Here is a 15985-nt window from a genome sequence, read left to right as displayed (position 1 = left end):
ATGGCCGGCTCGCTGATACCAATGTAGTTGCCCAGCGACTTGGACATCTTGTTGACGCCGTCCAGGCCTTCCAGCAACGGCATGGTCAGCACCACCTGCGGCCTCTGGCCGTGGTGCTCCTGCAGGCCGCGGCCCATCAGCAGATTGAACTTCTGGTCGGTGCCGCCGAGCTCGACGTCCGCTTCCAGGGCCACCGAGTCGTAGCCCTGCACCAGCGGGTACAGGAACTCGTGGATGGCGATGGACTGCTGGGCGGCATAGCGCTTGGCGAAGTCGTCGCGCTCGAGCATGCGCGCCACGGTGTGCTGGCCGGCCAGGCGGATCATGTCGGCGGCGCCCATCTTGCCGAACCACTCCGAGTTGAAGCGGACTTCGGTACGGTTGCGGTCCAGCACCTTGAATACCTGCTCTTCATAGGTACGGGCATTGGCCAGCACGTCGTCCTTGCTGAGCGGCTTGCGGGTCAGGCTCTTGCCGGACGGGTCGCCGATCATGCCGGTGAAGTCGCCGATCAGGAAAATGACCTGGTGGCCGAGGTCCTGGAACTGGCGCATCTTGTTCAGCAGCACCGTATGGCCCAGGTGCAGGTCGGGCGCGGTGGGGTCGAAGCCGGCCTTGATCCGCAGCGGGCGGCCTTCCTGCAGGCGCGCACGCAGATCCTCGAGCTTGAGGATCTCGTCGGCACCACGGCCGATCAGGGCAAGGGCTTCTTCAATCGAGGACACGTGACTACTCCCGGCAACGCCGATTCTTGTGTGGGGTGTTAAAGCAAAGTTAACCCGATTGGCTTCACAAAAGCCAATGGGCACAAGGGTTTGACGCGGTTTTCTCAGGTGTCTATGGTAACCGGCGATCAGGCCCGCGCTCCCGGGCTGCCAGGAAAAAACCGCCGATGCACAATTCCGAACAAGGGCGCGCACGCAAGCAGCGCTTCCAGGAACGCCTCCACGTCCTGCACGACAACGCCCTGCATCGGAAGCTCAGGCAACATCTTCCCGCCGCCTTCAATGAGCGCTGGACGCGCCGCCATTGGATGCATGCCAGCCTGTTCGCGACCATCGGCGCCCTGGTGGCGACGATCGTTCCCGGCTTCTCGCACACCATCGATGCGCCCTTCGCCGACAGCCACACCAGCCTGGCGCTGCCGTTGCCGCCGCTGACCATGGCCCGCCAGCAGCAGGTGCCCGGAGACAGCTGGCAGGTGCTGCGGGTGCAGCGCGGCCAGACCCTGAGCGACCTGTTCGACAAGGCCGGCATTCCGGCCACCACCCTGCACCGGGTACTGGACCACCCAGGTGCACGTGAGGCGCTGACCAAGCTGCGCCCGGGTGCCGAGATCGCCTTCGACATGCCGCTGTCCGGTGACCTGCGCAGCATCCGCTTCGACCGCGATGCCGACAACCGGGTGGAACTGAGCCTGGCCGGCGATGACATCAAGGAGAAGGTGACCAAACGCGAGACCTCCACGCGCACGGTGGTCACCAGCGGCGAGATCACCAGCTCGCTGTATGCCGCGGCCCGCCGCGCCGGGCTGTCGCCGTCGGCGATCGCGACGATGACCGACGACATCTTCAAGTACGACATCGACTTCTCGAAGGACCTGCAGCCGGGCGACCGCTTCAGCGTGGTGATGGATGAAACCTGGCGCGAAGGCGAGAAGGTGGACACCAGCAAGATCCTGGCGGCGACCTTCACCACCGGTGGCAAGACCTATTCCGGCTTCCGCTTCGACCGCAACGGCAAGTCCGAGTACTACGACATCAACGGCCGTTCGCTGAAGAAGAGCTTCATCCGCATGCCGATCCCGTTCGCACGGCTGAGCTCGACCTTTGGCGCGCGCAAGCACCCGGTGCTGGGCAAGATGCGCATGCACAAGGGCGTGGACTACGCCGCGCGCACCGGCACCCCGATCATGGCCGCCGGCGACGCCCGCGTGCAGTTCGCCGGGGTGCAGCGCGGCTACGGCAACGTGGTGATCCTCGACCACGGCCGCGGCCACACCACCCTGTACGGCCACATGTCGCGCTTTGCGAACATCAAGACCGGCCAGCGTGTGGCCCAGGGCACGGTGATCGGCTATGTCGGCTCGACCGGCCTGGCGACCGGCCCGCACCTGCACTACGAATTCCGCGTCAACGGCGAGCACCGCAACCCGCTGACCGTGACCATGCCGCCGCCGGAGCCGCTGAAGGGCGCCGAGCTGGTCGCCTTCCGCGCGCAGACCGCACCGGCGATGGCGCGCATCCAGGGCATGGAGAAGCTGATCTACGCCGACGCCAGCCCGGCACCGACCAGCCGCGACGAGGCCGCCCCCGAGGTTGCCAGCGCCAAGGACAAACAGGCAACCGGCCGCAAGCGCGGCTGAGCCCCTGCGTTGACGAAGAAGGACGCGGCAGCCCAAGCTTGCCGCGTCCTTTTTTTATGCCTGCCATGAACACAACTGTCGACGCTGACGCCCCCCTGTACCTTGGCCTGATGTCGGGCACCAGCGCCGATGGCATCGATGCCGCGCTGGTGCAGTTCCCCAGCGGCGCTGGCTGCCGCTTCGTGCATGGCCTGACCGCCCGCTGGGAGCCGGTGCTGCGGGCGCGGCTGGTGGCACTGGGCGAAGGGGGCCCGCTGGACTCGCTGGAGGAGCTGGGCGAACTGGACGCGCGGATCGCGATCAGCTTCGCTGAAGCCGCCAATCAACTGCTGGCCGAGGCCGGTGTGGACCGCAGCCAGGTCCGCGCGATCGGCTCGCACGGCCAGACCGTGCGCCATCGCCCGCTGGCCAATCCGGCCTTCACCGTACAGCTGGGCGACGGCAACCGCATCGCCGAGCTGACCGGGATCACCACGGTGTGTGATTTCCGCCGCCGCGACGTGGCAGCCGGAGGCCATGGTGCGCCGCTGATGCCGGCCTTCCACCTCGGCATGCTGGGCACGGCTGATGAAGACCGCGCCGTGCTCAACCTGGGCGGGATCGCCAACCTGACCCTGATCCCGCGCGAAGGCGCGGTGCGTGGCTTCGATACCGGCCCGGCCAACGCGCTGATGGATGCCTGGTGCCAGCGCCACACCGGCCGCACCTTTGATGCCGACGGCGCGTATGCCGCCAGTGGCGCGGTGGACGAGAGCCTGCTGGCGGGTTGGCGTTCGGAGCCGTGGTTCGCGCTGCCGCCGCCGAAGAGCACCGGCCGCGAACAGTTCCACCTGGCCTGGGCCGAGGCCCACATGGGCGAAGGCCAGTACGCTGCCGCCGATGTGCAGGCCACCCTGCTGGAGCTGACCGTGGCGACGGTGGCCGATGCGCTGCTGGCGCAGCAGCCGCAGACCCGGCGCCTACTGGTCTGCGGCGGCGGGGTGCGCAACCGGCAGCTCATGAAGCGGCTGGCTGCACGGCTGCCGGGGGTGCAGGTGGAGTCCAGCGCAGTGCATGGGCTGGACCCGGAGTACGTGGAAGCGATGGGCTTCGCCTGGCTGGCGCAGCGGACGATGGACGGGCTGGCCGGCAACCTGCCGGGCGTGACCGGGGCAACGGGGCCGCGGATCCTGGGGGCGATCCACCTGGCGTGAGGTGGTCATCCACGCATGGCGTGGATCTACCGGGAACGGCGGTCGAGCGTGGCTCGACGCTACATGGGCACTAATCGAAGCCCTGCCCTGCGGGCAGGGCCTGCAGGGCGGCGATGGCGTCGGAGAGCGCGTTCACTTCGGGATCGCCGAAGCCGGAGCGGACCTCCAGTTCACTGCCGAACAGGCCCTGCTCCAGCAAGGCGGCGCAGGTCTGTTCGTGGGTCCAGCCGCGGGCAACCGCGACACGTCGGATACGTTCCAGCAGCAGCGGGTCCAGGTCCCGCAGCACAACGTCGGCCATGCTCACTTCCCCGTTCGCAAGGCACCGCCCCCTCGGCGCGTCGGGGGCGATGATCCCGCAGACCGGGCGGGCAGGCAATCAGGTGGCGCTTGCGGCCTGGCGACGACGCTGCTGCAGGATCAGCAGGGCGCAGAGGATCACCACCGGGATCGCCACCAGCGCGGTACCGACGAAGAACAGCGCGTAGCCTTCCAGCAGCGTCCGGCCCTGCGCGAGCGTCTGTACCGACCACCCCGAGAGCCCCTTGAGCGCCTTGCCTGGCATCGCGTAGAACGAACTCAGCAGCGCGTACTGGGTTGCGGTGTATCCGATGCTGGTCAGGCTCGACATATAGGCGATCAGCGCCGTACCGGCGAAACCGCTGGCGAAGTTGTCGATTGCCATGGCCACCGCGAAATGGGTGGTGTCCGGGCCCGAATAGGCCAGCCAGGCAAACGCCAGGTTGGAGGCCGGACCCAGCACGGCGCCCACCATCAGCGCCGCCAGCACCCCCCAGCGCACCGAGACCAGGCCCGCCGCAGCAATGCCGACGAAGGTCGCGACCAGACCCACCGAGCCTCGCACAGCGCCAACGGTGTCCTCGTCCAGGCCGAGATCGACGTAGAACGGGTTGGCCATCGGCCCCATGACGAAGTCGGCCATGCGATAGACGCTGATGGCCACCAGGATCAGGATCGCACCACTACGATGCTCGCGGACGAAGGCGATGAACGGCCCCGCCACGGCGTCGAACAGGCCCCGCGGCGTCCACAGCGAGGTCGCCTGAGCCTGCACGGCAGCCACTTCCCGCGCAGGCTCACGGGCCATGACCACGGCCACCACGCCAAGCGCCATGAGGACGGCCATGATCTCGTACGAGACCTGCCAGCCGACACGGGCCGCGATGATCAGGATCAGCGCATCGGTGACCAGCAATGCGGTGCGATAGCCCAGCGCCGAGGATGAGGTCAGCAGGCCCAGCTGCTCGCTGTTGTCAGCACTTTCAATGCGCCAGGCATCGATGACGATGTCCTGGGTGGCCGAAGCAAACGCCACGATCACGGCCATCACGCCGAACACGACGATGTGCTGCCAGGCGATACCCAGGAACTGGATCTGGCCCCCCTTGGGCTGGACCAGCGCCATGCCGACCAGGCCCACCACCACGACCAGCTGCGACAGCAGCATCCAGCCACGGCGGCGGCCAAAGCGACCGAACAGAGGCACGTCGGTCTTATCAACGATCGGCGCCCACAGGAACTTCATGGTGTAGGCCAGCCCGACCCATGACAGGAAACCGATCGTGCTCAGCTCGATGCCTTCCTTGCGCATCCAGAAGCCGAGCGTGTTGCCCACCAGATAGATCGGCAGGCCGGAACTGAAGCCGAGCAGCAGCATCGCCAGCACCTTGCGCTGGCTCAGGTTGGACACCACCTGCTGCCACGGCCGACGCGGCTTGGCAGCCTCGGTCACAGGTCGTAGTCCACGATGAACGGCGCGTGGTCGGAGAAGCGCTCGTCGCGGTAGATCGAGCAGCTGCGCAGGCGGTCACGCAGGCCCGGGGTGATGAACTGGTAGTCGATGCGCCAACCGACATTGTTGGCACGGGCCGCGCCACGGTTGCTCCACCAGGTGTAGTCCTCGCCGGTGGGGTTGAGCAGGCGGTAGGCATCGGCCCAGCCACGTCCGGCGGCGACATCGGTGGCCTGGCCATGGTCGGCGCACAGGGCATTGAGCCAGTCGCGCTCTTCCGGCAGGCAGCCGGAGTTCTTCTGGTTGGACTTCCAGTTCTTGATGTCCAGCGCCGAACGCACGATGTTCCAGTCGCCGCACAGCACGTAGTCGCGGCCGCTGCGCGCCCATTCCTCGAGGATCGGCCGCAGCCATTCCATCACTTCGAACTTGAAGCCCTGGCGCAGGTCGCCCGAGCTGCCCGACGGGATATAGAAGGAGACCACGCTGAGGTTGCCGTAGCGCGCCTCGATGTAGCGGCCTTCGTCGTCGAACGGGGCCCAGCCCAGCGAGGTGATCACCTGGTCCGGCTCGCGCTTGCTGTAGATCGCTACACCGCTGTAGCCCTTCTTGGTGATGGCGTCGCGGTAGAAGCAGTGGTGGCCGTCCGGGCGGAACATCGGATCGGTCAGCTGGTCTTCCTGGGCCTTGGTTTCCTGGATGCACAGGACGTCGGCGTCCTGGGCCCGGAACCAGTCGAGGAAGCCCTTGGTCGCGGCGGAACGGATGCCATTGGCGTTGAAACTGATGATGCGCATGCGGGGGACCTGCGGCGGGAAACCGGGCAAGCATACCGGTTGCCCGCCGGGCTGCGCAGTCCGCCAGGCTGGGCCTGGACGGCTTTCACATGGCGCTGGACGAGCGCGAAACGCCCAGCTGGATTAGGATTTGTGCTCCAAATGAAGATGAATCGAGTTTTGATGAGCGACCACCGCCACCGTTTCCTGCAGCTGGCCCTGACCGCCGACGCCCTGCGCTTCGGCCAGTTCACCCTCAAGTCCGGCCGGCTGAGCCCCTATTTCTTCAACGCCGGTCGTTTCGACTCCGGTTCGCTGCTGTCGCAGCTCGGCGCCTGCTACGCCGATGCCATCGATGCCACCGGGATCAAGTACGACGTGGTGTTCGGCCCGGCCTACAAGGGCATTCCGCTGGCCACCGCGATGGCCTGCGAGCTGGCCCAGCGTGGCCGTGACCTGCCGCTGTCGTTCAACCGCAAGGAAGCCAAGGACCACGGTGAAGGCGGCCAGCTGATCGGCGCCGACATGAATGGCAAGCGCGTGCTGATCGTCGACGACGTGATCACTGCGGGTACCGCGATCCGGGAAGCGCTGGGCATCATCCGCGCCGCCGGTGGCACCCCGGCCGGCATCGTGGTGGCACTGGACCGCCAGGAGATCGCTTCGGAAACCGATCGCCGTTCGGCGGCACAGTCGGTGGCCGAAGAGGCCGGCATTCCGGTGATCGCCGTGGCGTCGCTGGCCGACCTGCTTGATTTCGCCTCCGGCAACCCGGAACTTGTGGGTTACCGGCAGCCGCTGGAAGCCTACCGGGCCCAGTACGGCGTCCGTTCGATCCGCTGACCGACCCAGGGGAAAGGTCATGTCCCGAGTTCCTGCTGTCCTCTTTGCCGGCCTGCTGCTGGCCGTGCCGTTCACCGTACTGGCGCAGTCGCGCGACAGCGGCAAGACGGAAAAGAAGCTGTACTGCTGGAACGAGGGCAAGGAGCGGATCTGCAGTGATTCGCTGCCGGCCGATGCGGTCAACCATGCCCGCGAGGAGTTCAACGCGAAGAGCGGCCTGCGCAATGCGCAGGTCCAGCGCGCGTTGACCGACGAAGAGCGCGCCGCCGCCAGCACGGAGGCGGCGCAGCAGCAGCTGGACCTGATGGCCGCGCAGACCCGCCAGCGCACCGAGCAGGCGATGCTGACCACCTATGGCAGCGAGGACGACCTGCGCCGGGTGTTCGCCGAGCGCCAGGAAGTGCTGGACAACAACCTGAAGACCGCCGAGTACAACGTCACCAGCCTGCGTGAGTCGCTGGTGGCGCTGCTGGCGGCCGCAGGTGACCGCGAACTGGCCGGTGGCAAGGTGGCCGACAAGCAGGCCGAGGCGATCCGCCAGCGGCATGTGCAGCTGCAGTCGCAGCAACGGCTGCAAGCCGGGTTCCTGCAGCAGCAGCAGGCGTTGAAGGCCGAGATCGACAGCACCCTGCAGCGCTATCGCGAGCTGAAGGGGCTGGTGCCGGCGAGCCAGGCTCCGGCGGGCTGACCACGCTCCCGTCGCCGGGCATGGCCCGGCGCTACCCAGGGCCTGGTTACGGATTGGACCACGGAATTTATGCACTCTTTACGCGTCGGCCCGGTCCGGCGCGTAGTGCGTTTATGGGGGGCAGGACGACGATGACGGCCTGAGGTGGAGGGGTTCCACCAGGACGCTATTGCAATGTCCCCCTGGCTGTCGTTGTTGTGTGGCGTGCTGGTGCTGGTCGCCGCCGCCTATCTTCTTTATGTCGTGCTGCGGCCCGAGTCGTTCTGAGCGGAGCCGGCCATGACTGAGATGCTTGTGATTATTGCCGCCAGCCTGCTGCTGGCGTGGCCGCTGGGCCTGTACCTGGCCCGCGTGATGCGTGGCACGCCGATGAAGGTCGACGTGCTGTTCCACTGGATCGAGAAGCCGCTGTACAGGGTGTTCGGGGTCGATCCGTCGCGCTCGATGTCCTGGCGCGGCTACGTGCTGGCCTTCGTGCTGAGCAACGTGGTGGTTGCTGTGTTGACCCAGGCGGTGTTCATGACCCAGGCCTGGTTGCCGCTGAATCCGGACCAGATCCCGAACATGCGCTGGGACACCGCGCTGCACACGATGATCTCGTTCCTGACCAACACCAACCAGCAGCACTATTCGGGTCAGGCGCAGCTGTCCTATCTCTCGCAGATGACCGGCATCACCGGCCTGCAGGTGGTGACGCCGATGATGGGCCTGGCGCTGGCAGTGGCGACGCTGCGCGCGTTGTTCTCGCGTGCGCCGCAGGCGGCGGCGACGGGTACCGGCGATGACCGCCAGGTGGCGGTGGGCAACTACTACGTGGACGTGGTGCGCCTGTGCGTGCGCTTCCTGTTGCCGCTGTGCCTGGTGTGGACCCTGCTGCTGACCAGCCAGGGCGTGCCGTCGACGATGACCGGTGGGCCGCAGGCCACGCCGATCGACGCCAGCGCCGGCATGGCCGAACAGAAGCTGCCGCTGGGCCCGGTCGCGGCGATGGTCGCGGCCAAGCAGCTGGGCGCCAACGGTGGCGGCTGGTACGGCCCGAACAGCAGCTTCCCGCTGGAGAACCCGACCCCGCTGTCGAACGCGCTGGAAATCGTCGGCATCCTGTTGGTGCCGATGGCAGTGATCTTCATGATCGGTGCGTTCACCGGCCGACGTCGCTTCGGCGCCCTGGTGTTCAGCTGCATGCTGGGCATGTCGCTGCTGTCCACCGGCGCGATGATGTGGAGCGAAGGACATAGCGCCAGCGCCGCCACGCCGCTGCTGATGGAAGGCAAGGAAGTGCGCTTCGGCGCCGATGGCACCGCGCTGTGGGCGGCAGTGACTACCCAGGTCTCCAATGGCTCGGTCGACGGCATGCACGATTCGCTGGCGCCGCTGAGTGGCGGCATCGCGATGGTCAACATGCTGGTCAGCGCGATCTGGGGCGGCATCGGCTGTGGCCTGCAGCAGTTCATCGTGTACCTGCTGCTGGGTGTATTCCTGGCCGGGTTGATGACCGGGCGTACGCCGGAACTGTTCGGCCGCAAGCTGGAGACGCCACAGGTGCGCCTGCTGGCCCTGCTGGTGCTGCTGCAGCCGATCACCCTGCTGGTGTTCACTGCGATCACCCTGGCCGTGCCCGGCCTGGCGGGCACCTCCAACCCCGGCTTCCATGGCATCAGCCAGGTCTTCTACGAGTACGTCTCGGCCTACGCCAACAACGGCTCGGGCTTCGAAGGGCTGGGCGACGCCACGCTGTGGTGGAACCTGAGCTGCTCGCTGGTACTGCTGCTGGGCCGCTTCCCGCTGCTGATCATTCCGCTGGTGGTGGCCACACAGCTGGCTGCCAAGCGCCAGGCCCCGGAGTCTGCCGGCAGCCTGCAGATCGAAACCCCGACCTTCGCCCTGACCCTGGTCTCGGTGATCGTCATCCTGACCGTGCTGCAGTTCATGCCGGCGCTGGTACTCGGCCCGATCGCCGACCACCTGAGCCTGGGACTGCACTAAGGACACCCTGATGAGTACCCAAGCAAGTTCAACCCGTAGTACCCATGCAGCGCGCCCTGCCCTGCTGGATGGCGCCGGCCTGCGCCGTGCGCTGGTCGAAGCGGTTCTCAAGCTGTCGCCGATGCATCTGGTGCGCAGCCCCGTGATGGCGGTGGTGATGGCCGGCACGATCGTCGCCGCGATCGTCACCCTGACCGGCAACGCGCCGCTGGGCTTCGGCCTGGCGGTGACCGCGATCCTGCTGGTGACCGTGCTGTTCGGCAACTTCGCCGAAGCCGTAGCGGAAGCGCGTGGCCGTGGCCAGGCCGCGTCGCTGCGGCGTGCCCGCCAGGACCTGGTGGCACGCCGGCTGGCGGCGCCGCAGCCAGGCGCCGCCGAAACCCAGGTGCCGGCCGCCGAGCTGCGCCCGGGCGACCACGTGATCGTCAGTGCCGGTGAGCTGGTGCCGGCCGATGGCGAGATCGTGCAGGGCCTGGCCACCATCAACGAAGCGGCGGTGACCGGCGAATCGGCACCGGTGTTGCGCGAGGCCGGTACCGACCGTTCCGGCGTGATCGGCGGCACCAAGGTGCTGTCCGACCAGATCATCGTGCGGGTGACCGCCGAGCCGGGCCACAGCTTCCTGGACCGGATGATCGCGCTGGTGGAAGGTGCCAACCGCCAGAAGACCCCCAACGAGATCGCGCTGACCCTGCTGCTGGCGGCGATGACACTGACCTTCCTGGTGGTGGTGGCGACGCTGCCGGCGATCGGCGCGGCCGTAGGCGTGCAGGTCGATCCGCTGCTGTTGATCGCGCTGCTGGTGTGCCTGATCCCGACCACCATCGGCGGCCTGCTGCCGGCCATCGGCATCGCCGGCATGAACCGTGCGCTGGCCGCCAACGTGCTGGCCAAGTCGGGCAAGGCAGTGGAGGTGGCCGGCGACGTCGACGTGCTGCTGCTGGACAAGACCGGCACCATCACCTACGGCGACCGTCAGGCCAGCCACTTCCATCCGCTGGCCGGCATCGATGCCAGCCAGCTGCGCGAGGCCGCACTGCTGTCCTCGCTGGCCGACCCGACCCCGGAAGGCAAGTCGATCGTGCGCCTGGCGCGCGAACAGGGCTGCGCTACCGCCGAACCGCACCACGCCGAGTACCTGGCGTTCAGTGCGCAGACCCGCATGTCCGGCGTGGACCTGGAACATGGGCGGCAGATCCGCAAGGGTGCCGCCGATGCGATCCGTGCCCACGTGCAGGCGCTGGGCGGCAACGTGCCGGCGGAACTGGCCGGGCGCGTCGAGCAGGTCGCACGCAACGGTGCCACCCCGCTGGTGGTGGCCGAGGGCCGCCACGTGCTGGGCGTGATCGAGCTGTCGGACGTGGTCAAGCACGGCATGCGCGAGAAGTTCGCGCAGCTGCGGGCGATGGGTATCCGCACGGTGATGATCACCGGCGACAACCCGCTGACCGCCGCCGCAATCGCCGCCGAAGCCGGCGTCGACGACTACATCGCCGAGGCTCGCCCGGAGGACAAGCTGGCACGCATCCGCCAGGAGCAGGCCGGCGGCCGCCTGGTGGCGATGGTCGGCGATGGCACCAATGACGCGCCGGCGCTGGCCCAGGCAGACATCGGTCTGGCGATGAACTCCGGTACGCAGGCGGCGAAGGAGGCCGGCAACATGGTCGACCTCGATTCGGACCCGGCCAAGCTGCTGGCGGTGGTGGAAGTAGGCAAGCAGCAGCTGATCACCCGCGGCGCGCTGACCACCTTCTCGCTGGCCAACGACGTCTCCAAGTACTTCGCGATCCTGCCGGCGCTGTTCGCCGCGGCCGTGCCGACCATGGCCGCCTTGAACGTGATGCAACTGTCGAGCCCGCGCAATGCGGTGCTGGCAGCGCTGATCTTCAACGCCCTGGTGATTCCCGCCCTGATCCCGCTCGCCCTGCGTGGCGTGCGCTTCCGCCCGGCCACTGCAACCGCACTGCTGCGCCGGAACATGCTGGTGTACGGCCTCGGCGGCGTGCTGCTGCCGTTCGCAGCGATCAAGGCGATCGACCTTCTTCTTGTCCTGGTATTCGGCGCATGAACCGTACTGCTTCCACTTCATCTTCCCTTCCGCGCGAACAGAAGGCCGAGGCCCGCGTGGCCAGCCTGCAGGATGGTGCCAGCTGGCGCCCGGCGATCGGCCTGGGCCTCGCCACCCTGCTGCTGGCCGGTGCGGTCTACGCCGGTATCGCCACCGGTTTTGCCGGCCTGGCCTACCCGACCCAGGCCGAGGGCAGCCTGCTGCGCGATGGCAACGGCCAGGTACGCGGCTCGGCATGGTTGTCGCAGCCGTTCACCGGTGACGGCTACTTCCAGGCACGTCCGTCGGCAGCCAACTACGACCCGATGGCCGCGGCCGGTTCCAACATGGCGCGCAGCAATCCGGCCCTGGCCGAGCGTGTTGCCGCCAGCACCGCTGCGGTGGCCGCGCGCGAAGGCGTCACCCCGGCGCAGGTACCGGCAGACCTGGTCACGCAGTCCGCAGGTGGCCTGGATCCGCAGCTGTCGCCGGCGGCGGCGCGCCTGCAGGTGGCACGCGTGGCACGTGCCCGCGGCCTGCCGGTGGAGCGCGTGCAGGCACTGGTGCAGGCGCATACCGAAGGGCGCCAGTGGGGCCTGTTCGGCCAGCCGCGGGTGAACGTGGTGACGCTGAACTTCGCGCTGGACCACGCGGCCAAGGCACCGTGATGCCGGCCTGCACCGGCTGCGCGCACAATGGCGCCCATGACAGCGGCACCCATGACTGATGCGCGTACCCGCCAGGCCGATGCCCTGGTTGAAGGCCTGCAACGCGAAGCCGGCGGCAAGCTGACCGTGTTCCTCGGTGCGGCGCCGGGCGTGGGCAAGACCTACACCATGCTGACCCGCGCACAGGAACAGCTGCGCCGCGGTGTCGACCTGGTGGTGGGCCTGGTGGAAACCCACGGCCGCGCCGATACCCAGGCGCTGCTGGAGGGCCTGCCACAGCTGCCGCTGAAGGCAGTGGCCTACCACGGCCATACCCTGCAGGAAATGGACCTGGATGCCGTGCTCGCACGGCATCCGGCGCTGGTGCTGGTGGACGAACTGGCCCATCGCAATGCGCCGGGCAGCCGCCATGAGCGGCGCTGGCAGGACGTGATCGAGCTGCTGGATGCCGGCATCGATGTCTGGACCACGGTCAACATCCAGCATCTGGAAAGCCTCAACGATGTGGTGATGCGCATCACCGGCGTGCGCGTGAGCGAGACCGTGCCGGACGGCGTGCTCGACCGCTTGCATGACATCGTGCTGGTCGACCTGCCGCCGCGCGAGCTGATCGCGCGCCTGCAGCAGGGCAAGGTCTATGTGCCCGAACAGGCCGCGCAGGCGCTGCAGGCGTTCTTCTCGCCGGCCAACCTCACCGCACTGCGCGAGCTGGCCATGCAGGAGGCCGCCGACCGCGTCGACAGCAGCCTGCGTGAAGCGCGCGCCGCGCGCGGCGAGAGCAACCTGCCACTGCGTCGTGGCGTGCTGGTGGCCATTGATGGCGGCGGTCAGAGCGAGTACCTGGTGCGGGTGGCGCGGCGCATCGCCGAACGTCGCGATGCGCCGTGGACGGTGGTGACCGTGCAGGGCCGACGCCAGGACGAGGCGACCCGACGCGAAATCGATGCGGCCTTCGCCCTGGCACGCCGCCTCGGCGGCGACGCCGAACTGCTGCATGGATCGAGCATCGCCGATGCCCTGCTCGATCACGCCGCGCACAACGGCGTGTCGACCCTGGTGCTCGGCCGGACCCGCGAACGTCCACTGGCGCGGATGTTCAACCGCACCCTGACCCAGCAGCTGATCCAGCGCGGCGCGCATTACGAGATCACCATCATCAGCACCCCGCAGGCACGTGCGCGCTCGCGTCGCGAGGGCCTGCTGCCGCCGGTGCGCGGCATCAGCTACGAACCGGTACAGGCGCTGATCGCCACCGCGCTGGCCTGTGCGGTGGCATGGCTGGCCGAACGCTGGGTCGGCATGGCCGACCTGTCGATGGTGTTCATCGTGGCGGTGGTGCTGGTGGCCGCACGCACGCGCGCCAGCGTGGCGGTGATGGCGGCGATCCTGTGCTTCCTCGCCTACAACTTCCTGTTCATCGCGCCGCGCTTCACCTTCGCCATCGGCGCGCGCCAGGGCGTGATCACCGTGTTCCTGTTCCTGGCCGCCGCGCTGGTGGCCGGACGCCTGGCCTCGCGCCTGCGCATGCAGGTGATCGCGCTGCGTGCGGCGAATCGACATGCGCGTGCGCGCCAGCAGCTGGGACGGCAGCTGGCCAGCGCGGCCGGCAACGGCGAGGTGGCGCAGGCGGGTCGGCATGCACTGGAACAGGCCATGGACGTGCCGGCGTGGCTGCGGATCGGCGCCGATACCGCAACCGGTGGCCGCAGCCAGCCGGGCGATACCGACTTGGCCGCCGCCGATTGGGCACTGCGCCACGGCCAGCCGAGCGGGCGCTTCACCGACACCCTGGCCGGTGCGCAATGGTGGTTCCTGCCGCTGCTGGATGGCGAGGACCGCGCGATCGGCGTGGCTGGCCTTTACCTGCCCGACGCACAGGCGCGCCTGCTGCCCGAACAACGGCAACTGGCCGAAGCGATGGTCGATGACATCGCGCAGGCCGCGCTGCGCACCCGGCTGGTGGCGGAACTGGAGCAGGCGCACGTCAGCAACGAGACCGAGCGGCTGCGCTCGGCCCTGCTCTCTTCGGTGTCGCACGACCTGCGCTCGCCACTGGCGGCGATGATCGGCTCGGCCGACAGCCTGGCCAGCTATGGTGCGGCAATGGATACGGCCGATCGCCGTGCCCTGCTCGACACCATCCTGGTCGAGGGCGAACGGCTGGACCGCTACATCCAGAACCTGCTGGACATGACCCGCCTCGGCCACGAGGGATTGAAGATCAACCGCGACTGGATCGGCGTGGACGAACTGATCGGCTCGGCCGCACGGCGCCTGCAGCGCTACCAGCCGAAGGTGCGGCTGGAGCTGGACATTCCGGCCACGCTGGCGCCGATCTGGGTACACCCGGCGCTGGTCGAACAGGCGGTGTTCAACGTGATGGAAAACGCGGCCAAGTTCTCACCGCAGGATGCGGCCGTGCAGGTGCAGGCGCGTGAACTGGACGGCCAGCTGCGCATCGACGTGATCGATGCCGGCCCCGGCATTCCCGACGACGAGCGTGCGCGCATCTTCGACATGTTCTACAGCGTTGAACGTGGCGACCGTGGCCGCCATGGCACCGGCCTGGGCCTGACCATCTGCCAGGGCATGATCGGCGCACATGGCGGCAGCGTGCAGGCGCTGCCCGGACGCGACGGTCGCGGTACCCTGATCCGCATCACCCTGCCCCTGCTCAAGCCAGCCTCCCACGATGAGCCCGACCCCGATTGATGCCAGCGTGCCGGCCGCGCGCGTGCTGGTGATCGATGATGAAACCCAGATCCGCCGGTTCCTGGACATCAGCCTGCGCGCGCAGGGCTACCAGGTGCGGCAGGCCGCCACCGGCCAGGAAGGCCTGCAGCTGGCCGCCAGCGAGGACATGGATCTGGTGATCCTGGATATCGGCCTGCCGGACATGGAAGGCCACGAGGTGCTGGAACAACTGCGGCAGTGGAGCCAGGTGCCGGTGATCATGCTGACCGTGCGTGCCGGCGAGGCGGAGAAGGTGCGTGCGCTGGATACCGGCGCGAATGACTACGTGACCAAGCCGTTCGGCACGCAGGAGCTGATGGCGCGGGTGCGGGCGCTGCTGCGCACGCGCAGCGTACCCAGTGATGGCACGCCACCGGTATTCGACGATGGCCACCTGCATGTGGACCTGGTCCGCCGTGAAGTGGCGCTGGATGGCGAGCCGGTAGCGTTGACCCGCAAGGAGTACGCGCTGCTGTCGCTGCTGCTGCGCAACGCCGGGCGGGTGGTGACCCAGCCACAGATCCTGCAGGAGATCTGGGGCCCGACCCACCAGCACGACACCCATTACCTGCGCATCCTGGTCGGCAAGCTGCGGCACAAGCTGGGCGATTCAGCGCTGGATTCGCGCTACCTGTTCACCGATCCGGGCGTCGGGCTGCGGTTCAAGGGGTGAGGGTGTGCCGACCAACGGTCGGCACCCACCAAAGCGAATCCGGAAGAGCATCCACGCATGGCGTGGATCTACTGTGTCGACCAAGGTCGACACCTACCAACAGCGGTCCATGCCGTTCCGACAGATCGCGGAAATTGTCAGGGGTGGGGCGGTGTCGGAGTGCGGGGTGTCAGCCGCATGGATGCGGCTGCCAAGCCTACAGGGACGTACTTGCGGCGTCCCCGCACTCCGACACCGCCCCGCCATTTCGCGGATAGCTC

At 68.0% G+C, this 15985-nt stretch carries 14 protein-coding genes (1 of these 14 running past the window's edge); 10 read left to right on the top strand and 4 right to left on the bottom strand.

Annotated features, from left to right (window positions below):
• Nucleotides 1-725: the 5' portion of a tyrosine--tRNA ligase gene (gene tyrS / locus ACZK45_RS01495; protein ID WP_180838593.1), read on the bottom strand. Its footprint begins 487 nt before the window's first position; only the first 725 of its 1212 coding nucleotides appear in the window; the start codon lies at nt 723-725; its stop codon lies off the left edge, out of view.
• Between the two features lie 167 nt (nt 726-892).
• Here tyrS and ACZK45_RS01490 point away from each other — a divergent pair, with 167 nt between their 5' ends.
• Both ACZK45_RS01490 and ACZK45_RS01485 read left to right on the top strand, forming a co-directional pair.
• Nucleotides 893-2365, top strand: coding sequence for a M23 family metallopeptidase (locus ACZK45_RS01490; protein ID WP_032128447.1), 1473 nt, complete (start codon nt 893-895; stop codon nt 2363-2365).
• Between the two features lie 65 nt (nt 2366-2430).
• Complete coding sequence (locus ACZK45_RS01485) at nt 2431-3558, top strand: anhydro-N-acetylmuramic acid kinase (protein WP_180838592.1); 1128 nt, start codon at nt 2431-2433, stop codon at nt 3556-3558.
• 70 nt (nt 3559-3628) lie between these two features.
• Here ACZK45_RS01485 and ACZK45_RS01480 read toward each other — a convergent pair whose 3' ends face one another.
• The 3 genes from ACZK45_RS01480 to ACZK45_RS01470 form a co-directional block, all read right to left on the bottom strand.
• A complete protein-coding gene (locus ACZK45_RS01480) occupies nt 3629-3859 on the bottom strand; it encodes a hypothetical protein (protein ID WP_180838591.1) in 231 nt (76 codons plus the stop codon).
• 78 nt (nt 3860-3937) lie between these two features.
• Nucleotides 3938-5311 carry an AmpG family muropeptide MFS transporter gene (locus tag ACZK45_RS01475; RefSeq protein ID WP_032128445.1) on the bottom strand — a complete coding sequence of 458 codons (1374 nt, stop codon included), beginning with the start codon at nt 5309-5311 and terminating at the stop codon, nt 3938-3940.
• Nucleotides 5308-6108, bottom strand: a complete 801-nt coding sequence (locus tag ACZK45_RS01470; RefSeq protein WP_014035707.1) for an exodeoxyribonuclease III — start codon at nt 6106-6108, stop codon at nt 5308-5310. Before ACZK45_RS01470 ends, ACZK45_RS01475 begins: the two co-directional genes overlap by 4 nt.
• A gap of 162 nt (nt 6109-6270) precedes the next feature.
• Here ACZK45_RS01470 and pyrE point away from each other — a divergent pair, with 162 nt between their 5' ends.
• The 8 genes from pyrE to ACZK45_RS01430 all read left to right on the top strand — a co-directional run bounded on the left by pyrE (nt 6271) and on the right by ACZK45_RS01430 (nt 15725).
• Nucleotides 6271-6930 carry an orotate phosphoribosyltransferase gene (gene pyrE, locus ACZK45_RS01465; protein WP_010486876.1) on the top strand — a complete coding sequence of 220 codons (660 nt, stop codon included), beginning with the start codon at nt 6271-6273 and terminating at the stop codon, nt 6928-6930.
• 19 nt (nt 6931-6949) lie between these two features.
• Nucleotides 6950-7618 (top strand): hypothetical protein, encoded by a 669-nt coding sequence (locus ACZK45_RS01460; RefSeq protein ID WP_125894852.1) that lies wholly within the window; start codon nt 6950-6952, stop codon nt 7616-7618.
• 174 nt (nt 7619-7792) lie between these two features.
• On the top strand, nt 7793-7885 hold the full coding sequence (locus ACZK45_RS01455) for a potassium-transporting ATPase subunit F (protein WP_005407770.1): 93 nt from the start codon (nt 7793-7795) through the stop codon (nt 7883-7885).
• A 12-nt stretch (nt 7886-7897) separates the two neighbouring features.
• On the top strand, nt 7898-9604 hold the full coding sequence (kdpA, locus tag ACZK45_RS01450) for a potassium-transporting ATPase subunit KdpA (RefSeq protein ID WP_253146021.1): 1707 nt from the start codon (nt 7898-7900) through the stop codon (nt 9602-9604).
• 10 nt (nt 9605-9614) lie between these two features.
• Nucleotides 9615-11672, top strand: a complete 2058-nt coding sequence (kdpB, locus tag ACZK45_RS01445) for a potassium-transporting ATPase subunit KdpB (protein ID WP_478445330.1) — start codon at nt 9615-9617, stop codon at nt 11670-11672.
• Nucleotides 11669-12319: a potassium-transporting ATPase subunit KdpC gene (gene kdpC / locus ACZK45_RS01440; RefSeq protein WP_346486561.1), complete on the top strand. Its 651-nt coding sequence runs from the start codon at nt 11669-11671 to the stop codon at nt 12317-12319. Before kdpB ends, kdpC begins: the two co-directional genes overlap by 4 nt.
• A 51-nt stretch (nt 12320-12370) precedes the next feature.
• Nucleotides 12371-15031, top strand: coding sequence for an ATP-binding protein (locus tag ACZK45_RS01435; protein ID WP_478445329.1), 2661 nt, complete (start codon nt 12371-12373; stop codon nt 15029-15031).
• Nucleotides 15012-15725: a response regulator transcription factor gene (locus ACZK45_RS01430; RefSeq protein WP_478445328.1), complete on the top strand. Its 714-nt coding sequence runs from the start codon at nt 15012-15014 to the stop codon at nt 15723-15725. Before ACZK45_RS01435 ends, ACZK45_RS01430 begins: the two co-directional genes overlap by 20 nt.
• The last annotated feature ends 260 nt before the right edge of the window (nt 15726-15985 follow it).

The organism is Stenotrophomonas sp. 63632_Sma, assembly GCF_056482875.1.
Note: the sequence above shows the minus strand (reverse complement) of the source record. Positions and strands in the feature narration are given on the sequence as shown.

Bases quoted from the DNA above. Each gene is read 5' to 3' on its own strand.
- ACZK45_RS01490 (WP_032128447.1), top strand. From the start codon at position 893: ATGCACAATTCCGAACAAGGGCGCGCACGCAAGCAGCGCTTCCAGGAA.
- ACZK45_RS01485 (WP_180838592.1), top strand. From the start codon at position 2,431: ATGAACACAACTGTCGACGCTGACGCCCCCCTGTACCTTGGCCTGATG.
- ACZK45_RS01480 (WP_180838591.1), bottom strand. From the start codon at position 3,859: ATGGCCGACGTTGTGCTGCGGGACCTGGACCCGCTGCTGCTGGAACGT.
- ACZK45_RS01470 (WP_014035707.1), bottom strand. From the start codon at position 6,108: ATGCGCATCATCAGTTTCAACGCCAATGGCATCCGTTCCGCCGCGACC.
- pyrE (WP_010486876.1), top strand. From the start codon at position 6,271: ATGAGCGACCACCGCCACCGTTTCCTGCAGCTGGCCCTGACCGCCGAC.
- ACZK45_RS01460 (WP_125894852.1), top strand. From the start codon at position 6,950: ATGTCCCGAGTTCCTGCTGTCCTCTTTGCCGGCCTGCTGCTGGCCGTG.
- ACZK45_RS01455 (WP_005407770.1), top strand. From the start codon at position 7,793: ATGTCCCCCTGGCTGTCGTTGTTGTGTGGCGTGCTGGTGCTGGTCGCC.
- kdpA (WP_253146021.1), top strand. From the start codon at position 7,898: ATGACTGAGATGCTTGTGATTATTGCCGCCAGCCTGCTGCTGGCGTGG.
- kdpB (WP_478445330.1), top strand. From the start codon at position 9,615: ATGAGTACCCAAGCAAGTTCAACCCGTAGTACCCATGCAGCGCGCCCT.
- kdpC (WP_346486561.1), top strand. From the start codon at position 11,669: ATGAACCGTACTGCTTCCACTTCATCTTCCCTTCCGCGCGAACAGAAG.
- ACZK45_RS01435 (WP_478445329.1), top strand. From the start codon at position 12,371: ATGACTGATGCGCGTACCCGCCAGGCCGATGCCCTGGTTGAAGGCCTG.
- ACZK45_RS01430 (WP_478445328.1), top strand. From the start codon at position 15,012: ATGAGCCCGACCCCGATTGATGCCAGCGTGCCGGCCGCGCGCGTGCTG.